General features: G+C 36.3%; 27 protein-coding genes and 1 pseudogene. 23 read left to right on the top strand and 5 right to left on the bottom strand.

Annotated features, from left to right (window positions below):
- Positions 1 to 78: 78 nt before the first annotated feature.
- Positions 79 to 975: a PhzF family phenazine biosynthesis protein gene (locus ACFCYJ_RS15570; protein ID WP_376074839.1), complete on the bottom strand. Its 897-nt coding sequence runs from the start codon at positions 973 to 975 to the stop codon at positions 79 to 81.
- Positions 976 to 1,409: 434 nt separating this feature from the next.
- Here ACFCYJ_RS15570 and speD point away from each other — a divergent pair, with 434 nt between their 5' ends.
- On the top strand, positions 1,410 to 2,918 hold the full coding sequence (speD, locus tag ACFCYJ_RS15565) for an adenosylmethionine decarboxylase (RefSeq protein ID WP_376074838.1): 1,509 nt from the start codon (positions 1,410 to 1,412) through the stop codon (positions 2,916 to 2,918).
- 285 nt (positions 2,919 to 3,203) lie between these two features.
- Here speD and ACFCYJ_RS15560 read toward each other — a convergent pair whose 3' ends face one another.
- Positions 3,204 to 3,680, bottom strand: a complete 477-nt coding sequence (locus ACFCYJ_RS15560) for a GNAT family N-acetyltransferase (protein ID WP_376074837.1) — start codon at positions 3,678 to 3,680, stop codon at positions 3,204 to 3,206.
- 274 nt (positions 3,681 to 3,954) lie between these two features.
- On the opposite strand from ACFCYJ_RS15560, the gene ACFCYJ_RS15555 reads away from it, so the two are divergent.
- The 10 genes and pseudogenes from ACFCYJ_RS15555 to ACFCYJ_RS15510 all read left to right on the top strand — a co-directional run bounded on the left by ACFCYJ_RS15555 (position 3,955) and on the right by ACFCYJ_RS15510 (position 10,741).
- Positions 3,955 to 4,086 (top strand): hypothetical protein, encoded by a 132-nt coding sequence (locus tag ACFCYJ_RS15555; RefSeq protein WP_255350012.1) that lies wholly within the window; start codon positions 3,955 to 3,957, stop codon positions 4,084 to 4,086.
- Positions 4,079 to 4,576, top strand: coding sequence for an RNA polymerase sigma factor (locus ACFCYJ_RS15550; protein WP_376074836.1), 498 nt, complete (start codon positions 4,079 to 4,081; stop codon positions 4,574 to 4,576). Before ACFCYJ_RS15555 ends, ACFCYJ_RS15550 begins: the two co-directional genes overlap by 8 nt.
- Positions 4,566 to 5,225, top strand: coding sequence for a zf-HC2 domain-containing protein (locus tag ACFCYJ_RS15545; RefSeq protein WP_376074835.1), 660 nt, complete (start codon positions 4,566 to 4,568; stop codon positions 5,223 to 5,225). The genes ACFCYJ_RS15550 and ACFCYJ_RS15545 overlap by 11 nt, the downstream gene beginning before the upstream one ends.
- 844 nt (positions 5,226 to 6,069) lie before the next feature.
- Entirely contained in the window at positions 6,070 to 6,498 is a 429-nt protein-coding gene (locus ACFCYJ_RS15540) for a GNAT family N-acetyltransferase (protein ID WP_376074834.1), read from the top strand.
- Positions 6,499 to 6,599: 101 nt separating this feature from the next.
- Positions 6,600 to 6,866, top strand: coding sequence for an ankyrin repeat domain-containing protein (locus ACFCYJ_RS15535; protein ID WP_376074833.1), 267 nt, complete (start codon positions 6,600 to 6,602; stop codon positions 6,864 to 6,866).
- An 83-nt stretch (positions 6,867 to 6,949) separates the two neighbouring features.
- Positions 6,950 to 7,135, top strand: a complete 186-nt coding sequence (locus ACFCYJ_RS15530; protein ID WP_376074855.1) for a transposase — start codon at positions 6,950 to 6,952, stop codon at positions 7,133 to 7,135.
- A gap of 147 nt (positions 7,136 to 7,282) precedes the next feature.
- A pseudogene (locus ACFCYJ_RS15525) lies at positions 7,283 to 8,213 on the top strand (RNA-guided endonuclease TnpB family protein); the annotation flags it as partial.
- Between the two features lie 35 nt (positions 8,214 to 8,248).
- Entirely contained in the window at positions 8,249 to 8,473 is a 225-nt protein-coding gene (locus ACFCYJ_RS15520) for an ankyrin repeat domain-containing protein (protein WP_376074832.1), read from the top strand.
- Between the two features lie 214 nt (positions 8,474 to 8,687).
- Complete coding sequence (locus ACFCYJ_RS15515) at positions 8,688 to 9,137, top strand: DinB family protein (RefSeq protein WP_376074831.1); 450 nt, start codon at positions 8,688 to 8,690, stop codon at positions 9,135 to 9,137.
- A 1,019-nt stretch (positions 9,138 to 10,156) separates the two neighbouring features.
- Entirely contained in the window at positions 10,157 to 10,741 is a 585-nt protein-coding gene (locus ACFCYJ_RS15510) for a hypothetical protein (protein ID WP_376074830.1), read from the top strand.
- A gap of 157 nt (positions 10,742 to 10,898) precedes the next feature.
- On the opposite strand, the gene ACFCYJ_RS15505 is transcribed toward ACFCYJ_RS15510, so the two are convergent.
- Entirely contained in the window at positions 10,899 to 11,021 is a 123-nt protein-coding gene (locus tag ACFCYJ_RS15505) for a hypothetical protein (protein WP_376074829.1), read from the bottom strand.
- A gap of 483 nt (positions 11,022 to 11,504) precedes the next feature.
- On the opposite strand from ACFCYJ_RS15505, the gene ACFCYJ_RS15500 reads away from it, so the two are divergent.
- The 5 genes from ACFCYJ_RS15500 to ACFCYJ_RS15480 all read left to right on the top strand — a co-directional run bounded on the left by ACFCYJ_RS15500 (position 11,505) and on the right by ACFCYJ_RS15480 (position 15,714).
- Positions 11,505 to 12,566: a suppressor of fused domain protein gene (locus ACFCYJ_RS15500; RefSeq protein WP_376074828.1), complete on the top strand. Its 1,062-nt coding sequence runs from the start codon at positions 11,505 to 11,507 to the stop codon at positions 12,564 to 12,566.
- 149 nt (positions 12,567 to 12,715) lie between these two features.
- On the top strand, positions 12,716 to 13,426 hold the full coding sequence (locus tag ACFCYJ_RS15495) for a DUF4274 domain-containing protein (RefSeq protein ID WP_376074827.1): 711 nt from the start codon (positions 12,716 to 12,718) through the stop codon (positions 13,424 to 13,426).
- 70 nt (positions 13,427 to 13,496) lie between these two features.
- On the top strand, positions 13,497 to 14,144 hold the full coding sequence (locus tag ACFCYJ_RS15490) for a hypothetical protein (RefSeq protein WP_376074826.1): 648 nt from the start codon (positions 13,497 to 13,499) through the stop codon (positions 14,142 to 14,144).
- A gap of 128 nt (positions 14,145 to 14,272) precedes the next feature.
- Entirely contained in the window at positions 14,273 to 15,121 is an 849-nt protein-coding gene (locus ACFCYJ_RS15485) for a metallophosphoesterase family protein (protein ID WP_376074825.1), read from the top strand.
- Positions 15,122 to 15,243: 122 nt separating this feature from the next.
- Positions 15,244 to 15,714: a DUF4259 domain-containing protein gene (locus ACFCYJ_RS15480; RefSeq protein WP_376074824.1), complete on the top strand. Its 471-nt coding sequence runs from the start codon at positions 15,244 to 15,246 to the stop codon at positions 15,712 to 15,714.
- Positions 15,715 to 15,843: 129 nt separating this feature from the next.
- Here ACFCYJ_RS15480 and ACFCYJ_RS15475 read toward each other — a convergent pair whose 3' ends face one another.
- A complete protein-coding gene (locus ACFCYJ_RS15475; protein ID WP_376074823.1) occupies positions 15,844 to 16,995 on the bottom strand; it encodes an immunity 26/phosphotriesterase HocA family protein in 1,152 nt (383 codons plus the stop codon).
- A 298-nt stretch (positions 16,996 to 17,293) separates the two neighbouring features.
- Here ACFCYJ_RS15475 and ACFCYJ_RS15470 point away from each other — a divergent pair, with 298 nt between their 5' ends.
- From ACFCYJ_RS15470 to ACFCYJ_RS15455, 4 genes are all read left to right on the top strand, one after another.
- Positions 17,294 to 17,728: a GNAT family N-acetyltransferase gene (locus ACFCYJ_RS15470; protein ID WP_376074822.1), complete on the top strand. Its 435-nt coding sequence runs from the start codon at positions 17,294 to 17,296 to the stop codon at positions 17,726 to 17,728.
- A 10-nt stretch (positions 17,729 to 17,738) separates the two neighbouring features.
- Positions 17,739 to 18,218, top strand: a complete 480-nt coding sequence (locus ACFCYJ_RS15465; RefSeq protein ID WP_376074821.1) for a nucleoside 2-deoxyribosyltransferase — start codon at positions 17,739 to 17,741, stop codon at positions 18,216 to 18,218.
- 12 nt (positions 18,219 to 18,230) lie between these two features.
- A complete protein-coding gene (locus ACFCYJ_RS15460) occupies positions 18,231 to 18,548 on the top strand; it encodes a YbjQ family protein (RefSeq protein ID WP_376074820.1) in 318 nt (105 codons plus the stop codon).
- Between the two features lie 758 nt (positions 18,549 to 19,306).
- Positions 19,307 to 20,284 carry a helix-turn-helix transcriptional regulator gene (locus tag ACFCYJ_RS15455; RefSeq protein WP_376074819.1) on the top strand — a complete coding sequence of 326 codons (978 nt, stop codon included), beginning with the start codon at positions 19,307 to 19,309 and terminating at the stop codon, positions 20,282 to 20,284.
- 88 nt (positions 20,285 to 20,372) lie between these two features.
- On the opposite strand, the gene ACFCYJ_RS15450 is transcribed toward ACFCYJ_RS15455, so the two are convergent.
- On the bottom strand, positions 20,373 to 20,801 hold the full coding sequence (locus tag ACFCYJ_RS15450; protein WP_376074818.1) for a hypothetical protein: 429 nt from the start codon (positions 20,799 to 20,801) through the stop codon (positions 20,373 to 20,375).
- A 93-nt stretch (positions 20,802 to 20,894) separates the two neighbouring features.
- On the opposite strand from ACFCYJ_RS15450, the gene ACFCYJ_RS15445 reads away from it, so the two are divergent.
- From ACFCYJ_RS15445 to ACFCYJ_RS15435, 3 genes are all read left to right on the top strand, one after another.
- Complete coding sequence (locus ACFCYJ_RS15445; protein WP_376074817.1) at positions 20,895 to 21,200, top strand: hypothetical protein; 306 nt, start codon at positions 20,895 to 20,897, stop codon at positions 21,198 to 21,200.
- Complete coding sequence (locus tag ACFCYJ_RS15440) at positions 21,119 to 22,582, top strand: AAA family ATPase (protein ID WP_376074854.1); 1,464 nt, start codon at positions 21,119 to 21,121, stop codon at positions 22,580 to 22,582. The genes ACFCYJ_RS15445 and ACFCYJ_RS15440 overlap by 82 nt, the downstream gene beginning before the upstream one ends.
- Positions 22,583 to 22,907: 325 nt before the next feature.
- Positions 22,908 to 23,426, top strand: coding sequence for a TetR/AcrR family transcriptional regulator (locus ACFCYJ_RS15435; protein WP_376074816.1), 519 nt, complete (start codon positions 22,908 to 22,910; stop codon positions 23,424 to 23,426).
- Positions 23,427 to 23,432 lie beyond the last annotated feature (6 nt).

Raw genomic sequence — 23,432 nt, 5'->3', positions numbered from 1 at the left:
GAAAAAATCACCCATAACATGACGAGTGATTTTTGAAAATCATATCTATAAAAAAGTTTCAAATTCAAGCTGATATGTTTAGATAGTTAAAATACCTCGAATTGTGATAGTAGCTGCTCCTGCAACTTTGATGACTGGTTCTAATTCGTTTGGAATAACAGTCACATAAAGCGTTCCAGGTCTTCCTATCGCATCTCCTTGAGCGATTGTAAGATATGTTATTTCACCTTGAGGAATAATGCCCTCTAAATAGAAGAAGCCCGCTAATGCACCATTTGCTGCACCAGTTACAGGATCCTCTGGTATGCCAATCCCTGGCGCAAAATCTCTTGTATATAGTTCATATTCTTGCAAATTAGTAAAAGTATAAAGATGTGTCGTACTGATATTATGTTCTTTATTATGTTTTGCTAACGCTGCTAAATCTGGCACTGCATTGTCGATAGCGATTTGATCTTTTATTGGAACGAGTAAATGCCAGACACCAGTATTCGCTAGTTTGATTGGATAGGTTAAATCAATGCTTTCGGAATGGACGCCGATTAGTCGACTAAGCTCCGTAAGGTCAATATCGATATCTTGTGTTTTTGGCGTTACTTGCGTCATTTCTACATCGATAACTTTTCCGTTTTCCTTATGCCATACAACCGGTACTCTACCGATATTCGTTTCTAGCACTATACCTTCCTTTTTCTCAGCAAGACCAAACTCAGTCGCCAAAAGCCATGTTAACCCAACAGTTGCATGTCCGCAAAAGTTGATTTCTTCAGTGGGAGTAAAGTATTTTACTTTATAATCAATATCTTCATTATTTGAAGGTAGTAAAAATACAGACTCTGATAAATTTAGTTCTTTTGCGATACTTTGCATCTCATTTTCGGATAATTTTTCAGCATCTAGCACGACGCCAGCTATATTACCTCCAAATTTTTCTGTTGTAAATGCATCCACATGATAAATTCTAATATCTCTCATCTTATTAACTCCTTTCTAACTTTTATTGTTCCCTCCATACTAATACACTTAATGAAACCCTCACTTAGATTGGTTACGGTAAACTATATCATTGTACAAATTATATGCATTTTCTGAAAATATTGCATTATAAAAGTGATGATTTACTAAAACTTGCGAAATTTTCAAGTCTATTATATAGTAAAAATATTATTTTTAAAAAAGGGTGAACTTTTTGTTAATTGTAGAATTCTAATCTGAATCAACGTTATAGCTTAATTTTGTCGAACAAACCACCTATTTAGGGGTGTTATTTGTTGTGCAAAAAAGCAAGATTAGAATTAGTTGGCTTCGTATAAACATTTAGCGCGACTAGTTTTAGTCGCGCTTTTTCTATTCGTTGATTTAGACAATTTTAATTTTTTTCTTATTAAAATTGAGAGGACGAATCTACAATGCAAAAACAATTACAACAAATTACAGCTGATATGCAGCTTGAAGAACACTATCATACATTAGAAAAAGCTCTACTTGCTTTATATTTCCACGAAAATTGTACAACTAAATCTTTAGCTCATACGACAGACTTACCAATACCTATCGTTTCAGCAATGAAGAAAGAATTTGCCAAGCAAGGTTGGGGTAAACATAGCTTAATGAAAAAGGGCCAGCTTGCTATCTCGCAATATTTTCAACTCTCAGGTGCTGATGCTAAACTGTATCTTCAGTTAACGACAGATGATGCATTTCGTACAGAATGGATCACAAAAAATATTAGCGAATTAAGCACTATTTATGAAGCTAGACCTTCTGCTGACGTGGCAATTGATCAAGCCAAATGTACAGTTGAGACAGCCTTAAAACGTGCATTGCTCGCACTAGACTATACGATGCTACTTAATAAGCGCATTTTATGTTTAGGCGATGATGATTTCATCAGTATTGCATTAGCGTTTTTACTAAAGAAAATTGCTCCAAATTCTACCACTAAAATTGTTGTGTTAGATATTGATAGACGAGTATTATGTACGATTAGCAAAATAGCTAAGGACTATGAGCTTCCGATTAAAACAGATTATTATAACGTTCAGGAGCCTTTGCCTAAAACATACGCCCACCAATTTGACTGCGTATACACAGATACACCGTATACCTTGATTGGCGCACAGCTCTTTTTATCACGTGCGATTAACGCATTAAAGCCTGAAGCAATGCGACATGTGTTTTTTTCCTATGCTAAACGTAGCTACCAAAAGCAGTGGCAACTACAGCAAAGCTTATATGCTATGGGCTTCGTGATTGGCAGTATCCAATACGACTTAAACACCTATGAAGGTGCGCAGATTTTAGGTGCTACAAGCCAATTATTCGTATTACAAACAACAGAGCAAATGACTCCTTATATTCCTAATCAGCGTAAATTTACGCGACCCATTTATACAGGAGAAATAGAGAGAAAATCCGTCGTTTATCAGTGTAGCCATTGTCAACACACCCTTACAGTCGGAGCTGGCTATCCATACACTACGATTGCTCAACTTCAAGCCAGTGGTTGCCCAGATTGCAAAAATAACAAGTTTTCACAAATGAAGAGAACAGTACAAAAATCACAATCCAAGCATGCATTAGGGCATCATATTTTATTAGAGTTGAACGATTGCAATGACGCATTACTCAATGACGTGCAACAAATTAAAAAGATTATGTGTCAAGCCGCTCATAAAGCAAAGGCAACGATTGTAACCGAACATTTCCATCATTTTTCACCTTATGGGGTTAGCGGTGTAGTCATTATTCAAGAATCACATTTAACGATTCATACGTGGCCAGAGTACGGTTATGTGGCAATAGATGTTTTCACGTGTAACAGTAAATTAGCTCTACAAGACGCTGTTCAATATATTACTGAGCAATTTAATGCAGGGAATGTCACACAATATTACCTGCATCGAGGTAGACCATAAAACTTAAAATGAAACAGGAAAAGAAAGACAAATTGTTTTCTTTTCCTGTTTTTATGTTTTCACTTGATGAGAGTTACCATATGTGTCTTGCAAAATAAGAGCTAGTAGTATTGATAAAAATATTATGTTTACTAAATGAAAAGACTCAACTATTGGCAATAGAACGGAATAATTCAATCAATTAATCAGGACACCAAAAAGGGGCTTACAAGTTGTCATTAGGTTTTAGAAAAGGGGAGAACAAAAAAATCACCCATGTCATGACGAGTGATTTTTGAAAATCCATTAAATATTTAGGTTCATAACAATTTGCTCGCCAATACGTCCTATTCTTCTTTCCCCATTATCGACAAAGCCAACTTTTAAATATAAATTTTGAGCCGGAATATTTTTAAGATTAACGACTAAAACAACTTCATTATATTCTTTAAATTCCCTCTTCATAAATTCAGACAATGCTAGCATTCCTTTTTTGGCATACCCGTTTCCTTGTTGTTTATGGTCAATAGATAATGCAGTAAGCAGCATAGCTTTTGGATTATTAGAGTACTCTTTTACTCTTTCTGTTGCGTGCAGGACAAAAAATCCTACAGGTACATGATCACTCAAAATAACAATCGGAAATTGTCCAACCGTTTCTATAGAAATCTCTTTTGGAAGGGCAGTAAATTGACTTTGTTCTTCTGGAAGGTCAAAGTCATTCAAACTATCCACGTACTCTTCTGAGAAATGTACTAATTCAATGGTGTTCGTTTTTTGCATAAAATTGCCTCCTTTTTTCATTATTCTAATACCGGAACAAACGTTCGTCAAGAGGCTTGATTTATAAATGGTGAATAATGATAAAAATGATGCCGGCTAGAAACAATAAATGAGAGGATGTGATAGAACAATGAGGACGAAAGGGGTCACTAGACGACAGTAATCCTCGGTGTCAATATAGGAGATCGCAATTGTTAATCAACAGGCGTGATAATCTTTAGAAGAAATGAAGGATATTTCAAACCCCACAATAAAAATGATTAGGGCACAAAAAATGAATAAAGAAAAAAATAAAAAAATTGTTGTAACGAATCAACAAATTTTTGGATATATAGATGATTGGCTTTCAAAAGACTTGATTCAGAATAGCAAAATTCTCATTAGAAAGGAGGTAAATCGTGGATAAAGAAAATATATATCAAGAATATGGGGATTTTATTTTTAGGTATTTATTAACCCTTACAAATGATGGTCAATCTGCTGAAGAATTAACGCAAGAGACGTTCTATCAAGCCATTAAGTCCATTGAAAACTTTCATAATAACGGAAAAGCAAAATTTTCAACGTGGTTATGTTCAATCGCGAAAAACGTGTGGTTACAAGAAATGAATCGCGAAAAAAACAAGCACCAGTTAGTGAACTCACTAAGTGATGAAACTCCTATATTTTATAATTTAGAAGATGAATATTTTAGAAATGAAGACAAAATTAATTTTTATAAAAAAGCTCAACAACTGAGTGAGATAAACCGTGAAATACTTTATCTCAGATTATTAGGTGATTTATCTTTTAAAGAGATTGGCTCCATTTTGGGAGGAACAGAAAACTGGGCAAGAGTAACATTTTATCGTGCAAAACAACAAATCAGAAAAGGTGGGGAAAATAATGAATCATAGCGTTTTTAGAGATTTAATCCCGAGCTACATAGAAAATTTAACAAGCGAAGAGACAAATAAACAAATAGAAAAACATATGGAACAATGTGAGGATTGCCAACAGTATGTAAAGGAAATGAAGGAAAACCTGTTGGTAGAACGTAACCATAAGCAAAAAAAGGAAGATAAAAATATCGATTATTTTAAAAAGGTGCGATCAAAAAATAGGAAAAAGATTTTCATTATTGTAGGATCACTACTATCCATTTTCCTTATTATATCCATTGGTTGTTTCTTCCTCTTTGCCCACATGTGGATAGCAGATGAAAAGGGCATACAAACAACCGTCCAACAACAAGGTACAACGGTTACATTGTCCTTTCAAACGAAAAATGACAATCGTTATCCTTTACCGATGAGACATAGGGGACAGAAGTATATCTATGAGATCATTATTTATGAAAAGTGGAATGATTTTTCAGAACCTGCCAGGATTTTAAAAGATGGAAGTAATGTCACGTTTACATTTTTAGATGAAAATACATTATTACTGGACAATGGTGAAGAAAAGAAACTGACAGACGAAGACAAAATACTCATTCAATATAAAAATAGTACGGAAGAGATACTATTAAAGGATTTATACGATCCAGAAAATAAAAGAAAATGATATGAACATGAATAAGAAAAGAATAGTTGCTACATTCATCCTAGATTATTCACCAACCAATATAAAATCCCGCAGAAAAGCTTTTTACTGCGGGATTCTCTTTGTGTGCCCGGCATGCGCAACAACTAGGTGGTGAAAGTCCACTACAGGCTTGGCAGTAGGAACTGTTAGCGAAAGACAAGGGTGTCCATGGTGACATGGAATCTGAAGGAAGTCGGACGCAAAATCTCGAACTGACGAATAGAAATCAGATACAAGGCTGATTTGGGACGGATGAGCTTGCAAAGCAAAGTCCAATACTGTCTGAATCCCATACAGTAAATCTGGCAGTTACATGAGAGGAAAGTGGTTGCGCTTACCCGGGAAGATCTCTTGAGGGTTATTAGATTAACAATCGGATTAGTGATAATCGGATGAATCAAGAGAAGTCAGCAGAGGTCATAGTAGCTTTCTAATGCAAGTAAAGGACCGAACAATCTTAAATCTTGAAGAAACAAGGAGGTGAAGACATCCCGTCGAAACACAGAAAACATCGAGGTAAAGACCAAAAGATGGCTACTTAGCGATAAAAAATAGGATGTTGCTCATAATCGATAGATGAATCAGTCCAGAAATATAATTATTTACTGCTCCTGTCCAAAGTGGTACTCCCCAACCCTATATGCTTTCCATATATCACTTTTGCAAAACTCTACAAGAGATGTTGGTGTACCTATAATTGCACCCATTGTAGCCTATTCAGATTACCATTAAATACCTTTATACAGATTTGAGAGATATTGTGTAATGAGAAAAGGGATATTAATATAGATTTAAAGAAGTGCAAAATTTGGGGGAATGAAAAATGATTTTACTTACATATAAAGTAGAGGAAAACGAGCTAACAATGTTAAAAGAAGTTTATCAATCGGTAGGATGGATGAAACATGACGAACGCATCATAAAAAAAGTTTTCAATGCAAGTACACACCAAGTTTTCGCAGTAAAAGATCATAAAATTATAGGGTTTGCGAGAGCTCTTTCAGACGGTGTATTCAATGCTGCTATTTATGATGTTGTAGTCCATAAAGATTATCAAGGAAGAGGAATTGCCAGAACTCTTTTAGAGGACATCATTCAGCAATTAGGGGATGTTTCTTGTATTCAGTTAATTGCAACAACAGGAAATGAATCTTTTTATGAAAAGGTTGGCTTTAAAAAGTTGAAAACTGGTATGGCTCTATACAAAAATCCTCAACTAGCCGAGGAGTACTTGGAAAGTAATAATCATTAGAACGGCGGAGGGAGGAGGAAGCTGGCATTTTGTCGATTAGGAAAATAATAATTAAAACATGATAATGATAGGGGGAAAATTGACATGGAGGAGAAGAATGTATGGGTGATTTTCTTGATTTATATGATTTAGTTGAAATAGACGAGTTTGAAGAAGTAAAAGATATTTTAAACGAGAATCCAAGCTTAGCTTTAGGTAATGATGAATATGGTTTTACTTTATTGCATGCTGTTGCAAGTGCTGAAAATCCAGAACTTGTTAAATGTTTAATAGACCTAGGTGTCGATGTAAATTCGAGAAATGATGAGGGGATTTCTCCATTACAGATTTTCCGAACGAGAAAGCCCAATCCTTCAGGTGTGGGATGAGAGTGAGGTCGGATACGGAGTGCTACTAAAAAACTGAAAGGTTTGTGGTACTTCAAGTATCCGAAAATTCCGCACTTTTTTGTATGTATGTTGCATTTATAAATAAAGCTGATACATTTAAGTTGAGAGAGGAATTTCCTCATCTTCAACATTTGCCAAGCCAATGGACACGTTCCTATTTTGTATCTACCGCAGGAAACGTATCGAGTGAAATCATCAAGCATTATGTGGAACAACAAAAAACAAGGGGGGAATACTATGAAAGATAAATGTAGTAATTGTGGTTTTGCGTATTTTTTAAAGACTGAAAATTCAATAGATTCAACAGCTCAGTTCATGGTTAATTAGAGAAGCAATTTTAGAAGAGTATAGAAGAGTAAAAAAGCTAGATTAATTAGAGACTGAGGTGAAGAACAATGTCGCAAACAATAACTGTTAAAGTCAAACTGCTTCCAACAAAAGAACAGGCTTCTATTTTGCAGAATATGAGTCAATCGTTTGTGTACACAATCAATTCCCTTGTTTCTGAAATGGTTGCAAAAAAGAAAAGTATAGAAATCAAGCAAGGATATTTCTACCGACCTGCCAAGTGCTGTTAAAAACCAAGCGATTAAAGACGCTAAAAGTGTGTTTAAGAAAGTGAAGAAAAATAAATCCAAGGTTGTTCCTGTGTTAAAGAAGCCAGTGTGTATTTGGAATAACCAAAACTATTCTTTTGATTTCACGCACATTTCAATGCCTATCATGATGGATGGTAAGGCAATTAAAACACCTATTCGTGCTTTGTTGGTCGATAAAGAAAACCGCAATTTTGATTTGTTGAAACACAAATTAGGTACTCTTCGTATCACGAAAAAAGCGAATAAATGGATGGCACAAATATCTGTCACCATTCCTACAAGTGAAAAAACAGGAACACAGATAATGGGGGTAGATTTGGGTTTGAAAGTCCCTGCTGTTGCAGTGACAGAAGATGAAAGCGCTCGTTTCTTTGGAAAGGGTAGACAAAATAAATCTGTCAGACGTAAGTGTAAATCCAAACGTAAGAAGTTAGGCAAATTAAAGAAATTAAATGCTATTCGCAATCTTGATGATAAAGAACAGCGATACATGAAAAACCAAGACCATAAGGTTAGTCGTGCGATTGTTAATTTTGCTAAAGAAAATAATATTTCTGTCATTCGCTTAGAACAACTAACGAACATCAGGCAGACGGCAAGAACAAGCCGTAAAAACGAAAAGAATCTGCACAACTGGTCATTCTATCGTCTTGCTCAATTCATTGCGTACAAAGCGAACCTAGTGGGTATTAAAGTTGAATTTGTGAATCCTGCGTACACAAGTCAAATCTCAAATATAGTACTTTACCCCGAAGTAGCTGAATGTCTATTAGATCATGGGCATTAATAGATATTACTGCAAATAATGGAAATACCCCTTTGCATACGCAAGTTTCAAATGATGAGGAAAGTATCGATATTATTCAACTACTTCTAAAAAGAGGAGCAAATCTGGAAATCAAGAATGCATTTGGAAAAATTGCTTTAGATATAGCTAAAAGCAGGGAAGAAACACTCATCATTAAAGAAATATTAAAAAATAGCTAAGTCCATTAAAAAAAGCTGTAGCGTACGGTATCGCTACAGCTCAATGTTGATTATTGACTTGCTTAGGTTAGTCAGTAACAAGATTATATCATATTATAGTGAAAACTAAAAATAACAGCAGCTATATTGGCCGCAATAGAACCAAAAGAGCTTAAAGATATTCAAAAAATGACTTTTGGGATGTTTGGGCCAGGATGGAAGAAGGAGAGTTTAAATGCTTTATCCATATAGAAATGACGCTAGAAAAACGCTAATTCCTTATTTAAATTCGCTAGATGAAAATTTTTGGTTTATACAATCCGATACTTATCCAAACACACTTGCTTGGATTATTGCTCATATTGCAAGTAGTGAGGATTACTGGATTAATGAAATTGCAATGAAAAATACATGTATTTTAAACCTAAACGAAAAAAGTTCAGCGAAGGAAATATTGGATGGTTATATTCAGATAAGGCATTATACTGATGAAATTTTACACTCGGTAAACTTATCCGAGCTAAATACGTTAATTGAGGTACCAAACTTTAATGATGGATGGAAACCGCCTTCAGACCCAACGCTGAACTGGGTATTTAATCATGTATATATGCATGAAACTTATCATATCGGACAAATTGCACTTATAGCTCATCTTAATGGGTTTCAAAAACCATTATTTTAAAGTGTATATAAATGAATAGGATATTAAATGTAGCGTAGTATCCGCGAATTGGCCCAAGAAGTAAAGAAACAAATAAAAAAGGTTTTTCCAATTTTTTTTAATAAGATAGAGAAATATAAAAGGGTCACTGGACCAGAGTGACCCAAGCCAACAAATCTGGAGAGCAAAGCTAAAGTAGCTTTACACTACTATTATTATGATTTGATAACTATTTTGTATAGTGAATTGTCTGAGAAAAAAGATTGAAAAATAAAAAAGCCGAATAAGTTTAATCGCGCGGACAATTAAGATGAAAATAGATTGAGGGATCATTTGAAGAATTAGTGAAGTGGTATCGGGATTAAACCGCGCTTATAGATAGTTAGAGGTTTATTACGTGATGCTGTTAATCGGATAAACTATTTACAGCTGCTAAGATTATTTGATAAAACTCTTGGTCCTAGCTTCCACTTTTGGAATTAGAGAGTCGTACTTGTACTTCAATGTTCTTCATTTTAGCTGTAAGGGCATCAAATCTGTCGACCTTAATTCTTCTAAAGTAATTTAGATTTGGTTGAAGAAAAGCTACCATCCATTCCAATCTTCGAAAACAGAGAAGGAGCGAATGATTTTAAAAGAAGCGATAAGGATCGATCAAAATAATTGTAATCACACCCAGATAACGATGAAGAAATAAGATATACAAATTAAGTATTGAAAACATAAGTTGAAGAATTTCTACTATGAAAAAGTCACTCATTTTTAAAAAATAAAGATGAGTGATTTTTCATTTTTTTAACAAACTCTAGTTATCTGATGGAGCATCCACCTGTTCATTATTTTGTTCGACACTGCAATTTTCTCTACATATGAATACACATAGGAACATATAGATAAAGGTAGCAAAAAAATAGATTTACTCAGTCAATTGATTTAAAAATTAAGAAAATCTTCACTTTTTACTAAGAAAAAAATGAACTTCGTTATATATACTTATAAATAAAGGAAATAAATGAAACCGTTTGAATATTTAAAACGTATTGGTAGTAGGGAAGAATATTGAAGTAGGTGAGGAAATGGCATACACCATTTACATAGTATTAACAAAAACAGGTACATTATTATCAAAAGCTATAGGCATGTATACTGGAAAAGAGATGAATCATGCGTCCATTGCTTTTGATGAGGAGCTCTTTGAAATGTATAGCTTTGGACGTAGACAACTAAACAATCCTTTAAGTGGGGGTTTTTTGCAAGAAGACGCAGAAAGAGGGCTATTTGAAACAGCCGATTGTGTCATTTATCGTTGCAAAATATCTCATTATCAATACTTAGAAATGATGAAAATCGTAGAATATATGCATTGGAATCGTGATCGCTATAAATATAATTTTATTGGGCTCTTTGGCGTGATGATGCAAAAGGAGGTACGAAGAGAGCGTGCCTATTTTTGCTCGCAATTTGTGGCGATGCTTTTAAAGGTTGGAGGGCTGAAAGTTTATCAGAACCCAGCATTAATGACACCTCATTGTATCGCCCAATTACCTTATTTAGAAAAAGTATATGCAGGGAAGCTTGCAGACTATTTACAAAGTGTACGTTCACCAGCAATGTTATACGGTTAAGGAGAAACCTCGAATCGCTCTAATTATTTTTAACTTCTTTCAGCGGGTGCTCAAACACCCACTGAAAGAAGTTAAAGCCTCCGGCGGATGTCATGGAATCGGAAAGGAGTAGCAAAGGGGATGTTAGCCTAAAATCATCGCATCCATGCGATAACGGCTAACTGACCTGCATCGGTGCTGTTGCCGCTGACGCTTTGCTTTCGCGCAGATAAAACCCTTTTGCTGTCGCTTTGCTTTCGCACAGATGAAAACCTTTTGCTGACGCTTCGCTTTCGCGCAAAAAACATCTGCAGGCCTAAGCACAAAGCCGATTCCGGACGCAATTATGCCGAGGCATAATTGATCCCTCACTATCATGAAGCCTCGGCGTACCTAGATATCCACCGAGGCTTCATACTTTACGGTCGTTCTAGGCTGATGTCCATACAGATTAACATTGGATATGGTGCTTAAGTCTCGATAATTTACTCGATGTATATCACCGATTAATGAATATAAAACTATTCTGTTATAAAATTAAAGGTAGTCAAGTTGGGTATTATTCTCTTTGGAGTATATTATATACTTTAAAGTAGAATCTGAAGTGAATATAATTTAACTTCCTTCAGCGAATATTTTTGTAACGAAAGTGAAACGGCAGATACAGATGTCTTCCACCTCTTTAGTTGGTGAGGTGAGATGAATGCAGGTTTAAGTTACTTTTCGGCGGGTGTCCAAACATCTGCTAAAAGGATGTTGAAAAAATACATAGGGGGCGTTATGGATGAGTGAAGAATTAAATACAACTGGCTGGGATGCGATTGATCAGGAATTATTAAAAATTTATGGAGAGCAAGAGCCGAAGCATTATGGAACCGTTATTCCCTATTTATTAGGGGGCGAAGATCCGCTTGAAGGAATTAGTGCGTATAAGAGTGAGACACCAGTTCCACACTGGCATTTTGTCACTTATGGATTTTCCGAGTTATATGAAAAAGAATCAGAAAATGCTGATTACAGCGGATATGGGTTTGAGTTAACATTTCGTCTTGCCCGAAATGAAGATGAGGAGGAACCACCAGCGTGGGCGTTAAATTTGCTACAAAACATGGGAAGATATGTGTTTAACAGTGGCAATATTTTCAAATCAGGTGATTACTTGGATGCTAATGGTCCAATCTGCCAAGGAGCGGACACGCTTTTAACGGCGCTTGCGTTTACGTTAGATCTCGAGTTGCCTGCAATTGATACACCAAATGGACAGGTGGAGTTTATTCAAATGGTAGGTATTACAGGCGATGAGCTTGAGGCGATGCAAACGTGGAATACAATGGGTGTGCTAAATGCTGGTCTTGAGTATATCCCGAGCTATGTTACTGACTTATCTAGGGCATCACTTTTACAGATTCCATCCATTGCAGGAGCGGTAGAAAAAGGAATGGATGAAGAGGGCTCTAGTACCGGCTTTTTATTCGTAGACCAACTAGCTTGGGAGCAGGGCAAAAAGGGATTGTTCAGCAAACAACCTAATAAGTTTACGCTGGGGGCAAAGCAAGCAGGAATAATCGGCAAGCTATTGCGGGGACGGATTTTAAAAGGGAAAAGCCTTACCTTAGTTAGTCAAGAAATCCGAGTTGTATTTGAGCCAGGTGAAAAATGTGGGTATAGCGTGGAGGAAGCGGATATTACCATCACATTAAATGACAAGGCAGTTATGGAACTTAATCAAAACTTGATACCGCAAGAACAAGAGTTTGAAGTATCCTCTATACCGGGGCTTTCCATTCAAATTGCAAAAACGTATATTAAAGATCAGCAAGGAAACGTTGTGGAAACAATCGGATGATAAAATATAGTCTCCCGCTAAAACGAACAGTATATCCAAATGATGTGCTTTAGGTTCGTAGTGGGAGATTTTTTTTAATGGTGCTGGTTTGACACGTAACATGGAAGCGACGAATGGGATAAGATAGGAGTAATTATAGGGGGATATAAATGAATTGGGCAGAGGTTAGTAAATCCAAAGATATGGAGATAGTGCGTACGGCTGTGCATCAGCTTGACCCGAACGAACGGGATTCAAGAGGAAGAACGCCGATCATGCTTTTTGTTACGAATCGAATGCCGCTTGAAGGTATTAAACTTCTCCTTGAGAAAAACGTAGATTTAGAGGCTGAGGATAAGTTAGGAGATACGGTCCTAAAAAAAGCGGTCAAGTTCAAGCAAGTGGAAGTGATTAAGCTACTAATTGAGTATGAAGTGGAGTTGAATTCTCCTAAAGGTATTTTAGCGACCGCTTGGAATACAGCAAGAATGAACAATGCCATCGCTGATTTGCTACTGAATACAAAAGGGGCAATCCGATTAACTTTAGCTTCAGAAGAACAACGTGAAGTAAACTATATTTTATATGAAGAATCTCTAGAGAACATGTGTAATATGATTAGCGACCTTTCGTCTCCGGTGCTTTTGCACGCAATTGTTAATGGCTATAACTGGGATGACGGTCCGGTGCCGATGATTGCAGCTCTTGAAAATTTGGCTTGCGAAGAGATTACCCTACTTGACATGTATGAGCTAATGGAAGGCGATTATTGGCTGGAGCAGGATGAGGAAGAATTGTCGAACTCCTCATGGAAAGTATGTTGGAGAAGTTTAGCGGAGAAGCTAACGAAGAAAATCAATCTATTAAATAGTCGAATCTAGTACTATAGGAAGCAAGAGAAGAGATTGGAAATTAGAAAAAGAAATTATTGAATGTAGGAGATTTGTGTGTATGAGAGTAGATGCTGAGCTTCGCGAGCAGTTAAAACAATTGAAGATTATAAGTGAACAGATTGCAAAATGGATAGATGTTGAAACATTTAATCCAGAACTTTTGGAGCGTGGGCAGTTAGGATATAGCGTGGATCTTGAAGGAAACTCTCTTATTAATGATGAAGAGGGTTCTTGGCATGCTGATTGGCTTGTGATTGGGCATATAAAACTGACAGGCGATCCGATTATTATAGAGACAGCTGAGCCTGGGCAACCAGTAGCTGTTCTCATGCATGGCATGGGGGACTGGAATGCAGGCCGTTATCTAGCTGGTTCAGTTTTAAATTTTCAAGAAGCTATACAGCAAATTATAGAGCTTATTGCTCAGAAAAATGATAATCAATCGACTTGGAAAATAACTTGTATGGAGCTTGAACAAGTAATGACAAGGATTGTGTCAGCAGATGAATACGCAGATAAAGATTTATGGGAGTCTCTATTAGATCCTGCTTTTCAAGCGGCTCAAGGCATGGAGGCTGATTTAATCAAACAAGTGTCGATGATGAACAAGTGTGGAATGTCTATTAAAGAAATTGCTGGCAATTTAAAGCTACCATTGAAAGAAGCGTATGATTATTTGAAAAAGGCGAAAGAGCTTCAAAATTAAAGTTGTAAAAAAGAGCGTGAACGGAGTACAGATTTTATGTCAATGACAACCTGGAGAGGTATAGATGGTTATCCGCATAAAAAGATGAAGTACTACTTTGACTCCTATCTGTAAGGGGAATGTCTTAAATGAAGAAACAGACAAAAAGAGCATTGAAAATCGTTGATATTGCCAAAGAGCCTTTAGAGAAATTACCATACATTACCGCCGCATCAAAGGGAGCGGGTATTTCTTATGAATATCTTCCTATTTATTGGGGAGAGATACTTGGAATGCCGGAGGAGTTGGATGCACTAATTATTGCTTCTGATTTACAAGGAATTGTAGGTCATAAGCAAGAGCAGGTAGAAGAAGCCCAAAAGTTACTTGGTGAGGAACTTGCGGAAGTGCTTTCCCTTTTGTTTCAAATTCATTTACCAGATTTGGACCCAGCCAAGGTGATGGTTTGCTTATGTGGAGATTTATACACTGATCTAATCAAAAGAGGTGCTAGCGGTAATCCTTTGCCTGTATGGAGAGCTTTTCAGAGTCATTTTGGATTTGTCACAGGAATCGCTGGAAATCACGACCTATTGACGAATAAGGCACAAGTTGAATTGGATTCTACCTCAGGTATACATTTCTTCTCGGATGGGGGTACGATCATGTATGCAAATCTTGCAGTTGCAGGACTCGGAGGAATCATCGGTAGGGCAGATAAACCGAATCGGATGGGAGAAGCCGATTATTTGGCAAAACTCAGAGACATTATAAGAGATGTTCCCGACATCCTGCTACTTCATGAAAGTCCGAAGATTAGTGCACAAGATCTACCTGGTAATCCACATATTTGGAATGAACTACAGAATGCTGCTGAGCTTTTGGTCTGCTGCGGTCATGTTCATTGGGATACACCACTAGTTGAAACGAATGATGGGCTACAGATTTTAAATGCAGATGGGCGTACTTTTATTTTCACTGCTGCGACTCTAAATTAGAAATGATTTACTAAATGGGATAAGCAATTCTATAATTCTAGCTTCTCTCATAGTTATTAGGGAAGCAAAGGGTAAGACATTTGTAAGAACTGTTATATTTTAAATATGAAAGGAGTCTTAATATGGGAGCATGGGGATATAAGCCATTAGAAAGTGATGAAGGCTTGGATGTAGTAGATTTTTTAGAGGACTATATCCATAGTAATTTAGAATCAAATTATTTAGAGCTGTCTGAGGTTATCAATGCGATGAAACGAGAAGGTTTTTTTGGAGAGAGCTTCGATGAAATTGATTTCCTTTTCGATATAAGTGCAATGGCGCTTGCAGAGCTTTATGTAAAGTATCTTGATACAGGGAAATTAAATGATGCAGAAGACGAATTTGAAAAAGTACACTCAATAAATGCGGATGAGGAATCATTGAAGTTTATATTAAGATATTTAACTGATATTAGAGCTGAAGTTCCAGATGCTGATGGTATTAGGGAAATCGTTGAATTATGGCGTGAATCAGAATGCTGGATTGAATGGAAATCTAACTTAGAATTATTATTCAATAGAGTTGAGAAGGAAATTATCCATTCTCTAAAATGACATTGGTATAGGGTACCTGGCGTTTAGAGCTAATTTCCTCCCTTGAAATCTTGTAGTTATCAAGGGGGAGAGCTCTTTACTTTTAGGAAATGGGAACAGAACTGAGCAATAATGTGTATACCCATTTCTTTATTTACAGGAAGATAAGTAATCTAAATACTCTAACCTAGTGAGTCCACCTGTTTGACGGTTGAATTCATCATATGTAATATCCTCTGGTAAGCCAAATTCCGCAAGTGCCTGCTTGCGTTCCTTAGCATATAACGGATGCTCCAGTGAATGTAACATTGCTTGTTCTCTGGTAGTATCAAACCATTCGACGTTGATGCCTGCACGTACGCCATAATTAGAAAAACGACTTGCTGTCTTAAAAGAAGTTTCTTTTTCGGACTTACTAATTGTTCCTGTTCCCCAGGAAAGGCGGTAGCATTTTTCTTTTTCATAATCGATGCTTATACCGTAACCAAGTGGCAATAGAATATCTGTTTCGGTTAGCGTTTTGTGTCCAACTTTTTCGTAGCCACCTCGCATAAAATGATCGTCCATGACAATCAAGGTTTGTTCAGCTAATGGAGCGGATGTAATATGCTCTATACTTGGTAAGCGATTTATTGTTTTGAATAGATAAGGTCGAATAAAAAGCGGCATCGTCATTACATCATTCCATAGGCTATCTTCCGAAAACAAACCATCTTTTTGCATTTGGCGTAAATCCCCGACGACAAGCACATAGCCATCTGTGAACAAATCAATTTCAACTCGGAAAATATCTCCTGGAACAGCTTTGTAGCGCAAGCTTTTTTTTCTTGAGAGTTTTTCCAGTTTCTCGTTATAATCTGGAGGTAAATAGGATGGATACTGATGTAGCCACTCGATCATTTCCTCTTTAGTTGTTAAATTTTTCATGTTTGTCAGTGGCAATTCGAAAAGGGTTTTCGCATTGCGAGCGACGATGTAACTAAATGGTTGATCCTCTGTCCCTACGCCAGCAGAAAAAGCAACCCCATTCGCTTTAACGCTGGAAATATGGGTGTAATTCATTTTCTTCTCTTTACCGCGTGCAGTTTTAGGGAGAATGACTTCACGATTTCGTGTCGAGATCTCTACATCCGATTCTTGATAAGCCTGCTCACTAACTGAGATACGTTTTCGAATGATATCACCATCCATGCAGATGAAATAACCACTTCGTATTTCAATCGTATCCCAATGCTCTTCTATCAGATGTAGTCCAAAATAAGGACGGAGCGTATTTGTTAGCCAACTGTTGATATGTGCCATGAGATTACCTCCTATTCATGTGATAAAATTGATCAATGGATTATGTCAAGTATACTGAATGCTTCTAGCTACGAAAATATTTTATATAAAAATATCTATGAAATAGTTAATATTGATTAATTAAATTAATTGCACTTGGGAAGATGGTAAGCATAAACTCTTAGACTTACATGAAGGTCGGCATGAGTTTTCTTCAACTTTGAAACTTTTCTAGAAAACTAACTATACTGCAATGTCCAATCTTATCGTTAAACCTTTTCTGCTATAATTAAAGACAGTTGAGATAGGAGGGATAAAGATGCAGATCGTTACAATTGAAGGCGTTCCATATGATTGGTTGAAGCGATTACAGGAAATTCATGCACATGTATTTAATGGAGCAAATTTACCATTAGAAAAACTTGAAAGTAAAGAAGGACTCATATGTTTATTAGCAGTAGAAAATGAGAATATCATAGGCTTTAAACTAGGCTACACACATCCGGATGGTATTTTTTATAGCTGGTTAGGTGGTGTCCATGCAAAGAAACGTGGTCAAGGAATTGCCAGTCAATTAATGAAGCGACAGCATGAACATCTACTGGCACTAGGCTTTAAAAAAGTTCGTACATATGGTAGGAATGAGCGAAAAGCAATGCTTATAACAAATCTTAAACACGGATTTGATATTATCTCAACTTTTGTGGATAACAAAGATCGACATAAAATAGTGTTTGAAAAAATATTGGAATAGGAGTTTTAACATGAAGGCATACTTAGCAAATGGATTATTTTCTTTAGGAGATCGTTTAGTCAACGAACAGCTCGCTGTGGCAATTAGAGAGGCAGTACCCGGTATCGAATTATATGTCCCACAGGAAAATGATGCGATCAATGATAAAACGGCCTATGCAGATAGTTTGGCGATCGCACAAGCAGATTTAGAAATGTTGCAAAATAGTGATGTATTAGTAGCTGTTTTAGATGGTGTTGAGATTGATTCGGGTGTAGCAGCAGAGATTGGTGCATTTGCGATGCTGGATCGACCAATCGTAGGCGTATTTACAGATGTTCGTCAACAAGGTCGAGACAATATGATGAAAATAGAAGCACTTGTGCGGGACGGAATTGAAAATCAGTTTGTTTATCGTAATTTATTTGTTATTGGCTTGATTAAGCGTACGGGAGTGATTACGACTTCCATCGCTGAAGCTGTCCAAGCCGTTCAAAAATATAAAAAATAGGAGGAGTTTTGTATGCTACTATCAACAACAGATATTGTGGCTGGAAAAGAAATTGTAGAAACACTTGGTTTAGTAAAAGGTAACTCTGTACAATCAAGAAATATTGGACGCGATATGATGGCGGGACTACGTAATATTGTGGGAGGAGAGATGAAGGAGTACGCAGAAATGCTCGTTCGTTCCCGAGAAGTTGCTACGCAAGATATGGAGGAAGAGGCAAGACGACTAGGGGCAAATGCCATTGTTGGGGTAAGATTTTCCACATCATCTGTTATGGATGGCACATCAGAGGTATTAGCATACGGAACGGCAGTAAAAGTAATGGAATAACGGGTAAGGGCTTCAATAAAATTGGAGTCCTTACTAATGTTGAGAAACAGAAATGGTCAAGGTGCTCTTTGTGAATATTGCGCTTTATGAGGGGATTTTCGTTCTAGGCTACTCACTTTTCGCAAAGATATATTGGTGCTGCCGCTACGTTGCACTGCGCTTTCGCACAGAAAAAATTTGTTGCTGCCGCTTCGCTTTCCACAAAAAACATTGCTGAAATTTAGTTTCGTTTTATAATAATAAATTAGAATGAATGACACGCCAGAAGATGCATGCTAAAAGAAGTGGTTGATTGGAGTGGAGGCTGGGTGACTCCTTGGGGATCAGCAATAGAGGAACGAAGGCTAAGAACATCACGTCCTGTGATAACGCCTTCGTGACCAACATCGTGTTGGCCCGAGACCCTGGAGCGAAGCGAAGCGGCTCATCGGGCGCCCCCAGGAAAGCGCCCAGCCGGAACGGAAGTCAACCTCTCACTTTGCCGAAGAGCCATCCATTAATTACATAGACATAATAGTGAAAGGCTTCAATCAACAAGATTGAAGCTCTTTTTTAATCTGCTAAGTCGGAATTCATTGGTAAAAATAAAGTTAATTATAACAAAAGTGTAGTATGTTTAGTCTGTTTAATGGTTTTTGTTGTTAAATGAATATATACCAATTATACTAATGATGTTGAAATTTTGTAGTTAAAAGGACTAATAGTGTCCACCTTGATTTGTATAATAGAGAAGTAACTATGAAGAGAAAGTGGGATATATGGTGGATTCACAACAAAACAAAGGCTATCGTGTCATTTCGATGTTTGACAGACTGATAGATGGTCAGGGAATTAACAAAAAACAAGAAGCATTTACACACAATGTTGGTGAAAAAACCGTACAACGGGATTTGAATGAAATTCGAGCGTATCTGGAAAAAGCTAAATTGGATTGCCATTTAGAATATGTTCGGACAGAAAATGTGTACAAGCTTACAAATACAGAGGAAAGTATTTTATCGAAGGAGCAAGTTTTAGCGATTGTTAAAATTCTAATTGAATCAAGAGCGCTGCTAAAATCAGAGATGAGCGATATAATAGATAAGCTTATTTCGATTGTTGCAGCCGATAAACAGGAGTTTATTCGCAATATTATTTTAAATGAAAAGCATTTGTATGTAGATTTAAATCATAAAAAGTCACTATTGCATTTAATTTGGGCTCTGTCAGAGGCGATTCAAAAAAAGAAAATCATTAAAATTGATTATTTACGTGAAGGTGAAACAATTCCGACAGAAAAGATTTTAAAACCACTCGCTGTTATTTTCTCAGAATACTACTTTTATTTAATTGCCTATGATAAAAAGGTCGAGAAGGATTTGCCCATTGTCTATAGAGTCGACCGTATACAACATTTTCAAGAGCTCGAACAAAAATTTCAAATACCCTATACCGAACGTTTTCAAGAAGGAGAGTTTCGGAAACGCATTCAGTTTATGCATGCTGGCGAGCTAATGCGTATGAAATTTATCTTTAAAGGAACATCCCCGCAAGCGGTATTAGATCGCTTACCAACAGCAAACATAGTATCCAAAAAAGATGAGCAATATTTATTTGAAGCAGAAGTTTTTGGACATGGTATTAAAATGTGGCTGCTGAGCCAAGGGGCAAACATAGAAGTGCTAGAGCCAATTGAGCTTAGAGAAGAAATCATTGAAACGATTCAATTGATGCAGCAAAACTATCGCTATATATAAAAGACCAAAGCTATCCACAAATAAAAGGTAAAAAATCCGCGTAGAATCTAATCGAAGCGGATTTTTACTGTTTAAGAATGAATATTTTCTAAAAAAGTTCCTCAAGCAACGCCATATTAAATTTATCTAAAAGCTTGTAATCTTTCATATAATTTTCCTCATATAAATATACGAATAAATGCTTTGAATCATCTAATCGTATGCCTATTTCTTGTTTATCATTATTACGTAATGTTACCCAATAAGCCTCGTCGTAATTTGAATTGGAAAAAAAGACTTTTCGAAGCGGCTGATCTTCAAATTGCTGCATTATTTGATTAATTGTCGCTACATCTGTAATAGTGATTGTTTTGTTATCAGAGGAACGGATTACTTCAATTTCATTAATTTGTTCAAGATCAAATTGTTCAATTACCTCCTTATTAAAAGTTGAATCGCGCGTTAAAAATAGGGTTGAAGCAAATAAAATGAGAAGAGGTAATAGGATGCCAATTAATATTTTATATCGTTTTTTCATGTTAAACTCCTTGAATTCTAAAAATTCGCACATATGTATTCTTTTCCACGCTATAATTGAGCATATACTGAATGGATAAAGGATGGCAATCAAATGACACATAATTATGAAGAAAAAGAGATATTGTATCCAGATGGTACATTAATGTATCTTGGCGGTGTGAAGAAAAATGACTTTGGTCATGACATTTATGATGGAAAGGGTACGCTATTTGACCAAGAAGGGGAGCTGTTATTCGAGGGTGAATTCGTCAATCATATGAAGCAAGGTAACGGCATCATGTATTTAAAAGGACAAATGATTTATCAGGCGAATTTATTCAAAATAAAAAACAAGGTAATGGTATTTTATATAAGGATGGTCAGGTATATTACGAGGGACATTTTCGTAATGATTTAATGGAAGGTTACGGGATTTTGTATTATGAGGAAGATGTTACGGCTCCATTTAAAGAGCTTCGTACACAGTATCCGCATTTAAATCAGCCACAATATGAGGGTGATTTTGTCCATGGCATGAAGAAAGGCAAAGGAAAACAATACTATCCAAGTGGTTTTTTACAGTATGAAGGTGATTTCATATGGAATCATATGCAAGGGGCAGGAAAGCTTTACTTCGCACCAGAATCGCCAAGTGCTGAGGAGCTTGCAAAGGGTGTAATATCCCTTCAGTATGAGGGCTATTTCTTTGAGGATATGAAGCATGGAAAAGGTAAGAACTATTCCAGACAAGGTGTACTTGAATCGGAGGGGCAATTTAAAGAGGATGCGATGACAGGACAGGGTACTCTTTATTATGCTAATGGACAGGCTTCTTATATTGGGGAACTTGTAAATGGAGAAAAGCACGGTCGAGGAGATTATTTTAATGAAGAAGGAAAAATTATTTATAGTGGTGAATTTATTAACGGGGAACGTTTACGAATTACACCAGAAATAGAACAGGAGATTGAAAAGTTACAGAAGCAGCTGGATGGACTTGTAGGACTTCCAAATGCCAAAAAGGAATTACATAATCTAATTAACTTCATAAAAATTCAAAGTTTGCGTGTCGATCATGGTTTAACAAGCTTCCCAATAACATATCATCTAGTATTCTCTGGAAATCCAGGTACAGGAAAAACAACAGTAGCGCGTATCATAGGCCAAATATATAAGCATCTTGGTGTACTTTCAAGCGGGCATTTTGTGGAAACAGATCGTGCAGGCTTAGTAGCAGGATATGTTGGCCAGACTGCTTTGAAGGTCCAGGAAGTTGTGAATAAAGCAAAAGGTGGCGTGCTTTTTATAGATGAAGCCTATTCACTAATCAATGATAAACAGGACGCATTTGGTAAAGAAGCGATTGATAGTTTATTAAAGGCGATGGAGGATTTACGCGATGATTTAGTTGTTATCGTTGCTGGATATACAGAGCTCATGGAGGAATTTTTGCTTGCCAATCCAGGATTTAAATCCCGATTCAACCATTTTGTGCGGTTTGATAATTTTAGCACAGATGAGCTTTATGATATTTTTGCCATGCTTTGTAAAAATAATGATTACCAGTATGGTGACGTATTTGCATACCATATGAAGGAGCAATTGCATCAAATTCCAGTTGAATCAATTCCAAACTTTTCGAACGGTCGTTATATCCGAAATTTATTTGAAAAGCTCGTAACCATTCAATCAAATCGTCTAATTCAACAGAAAGACATTACGAGAGAAGAATTAATGGAGTTTACAGAGAAAGATATTTTACTAGGCATAGCAGAACGTCTATTTGATAATACATTTTAACTTCTTTCAGCCGATTCCGGACACAATTTTGCCGAGGCATAATTGAAAAGTTGTCATTGAGGCCAAGGATTAATAAAATTTGGCCTCAGCTGTGTACAAAAGAATAAATATGATCAATAAAATGAAAAATGGAGGTAAAGATGAAAAAGCTTTTAGCTATTATATTAGTATGCGCGTGTATTATACCAAGGGTAATGACTGTAAATATTACGATCAACAATAATATTAAAGTACCTAAAAAACAGAATGAATAATTGACAAAAAATGAAAGTAGTAGTAATCTAACTGGAAAACATACGCTACCGTATTTTACTGGAGAGATGACATGCAATTAACGAGGGAAGATTGGATAAAAGCAGGCTTACAACAATTAGCTAATGAAGGAATACATAAAGTTCGCATCGAAGCACTTGCTCGATTACTAAAAATAAGTAAAGGGAGCTTTTATCACTATTTCCATGACCATCAAGAGCTGTTAGATTCTATGCTCGACTATTGGGAAGTACATGCAACAAAGCTCATTGTTCAAAGTATGGAGCAACCTGATGCCTCATTAGAACAGCTATTACAAATTAGTTTTAATCGAGATAAAAAAATGGAGATTGGTATTTATACTTGGGCAAAATATGATCCTGTTGTTGCAGAACGCTTAGTGAATATTGAAGAACAAAGAATTTCGTGTGTTGCGAAATTGTATCAAAAAAAGGGCATAGACAACGCTGAATCGATTGATAGAGCGAGACTTGCCTATTTAACGTATGTAGGATGGATGACAAGGTTTGAAGAAAATCCTAATTTTGATCTTGATAAAATGGTTGATCTTTTAACTTCTTTTAGCGGTTAACTAAAC

This window comes from Lysinibacillus sp. NPDC056232 (assembly GCF_042267565.1).
Taxonomy (GTDB): Bacteria; Bacillota; Bacilli; order Bacillales_A; family Planococcaceae; genus Lysinibacillus.
Note: the sequence above shows the minus strand (reverse complement) of the source record. Positions and strands in the feature narration are given on the sequence as shown.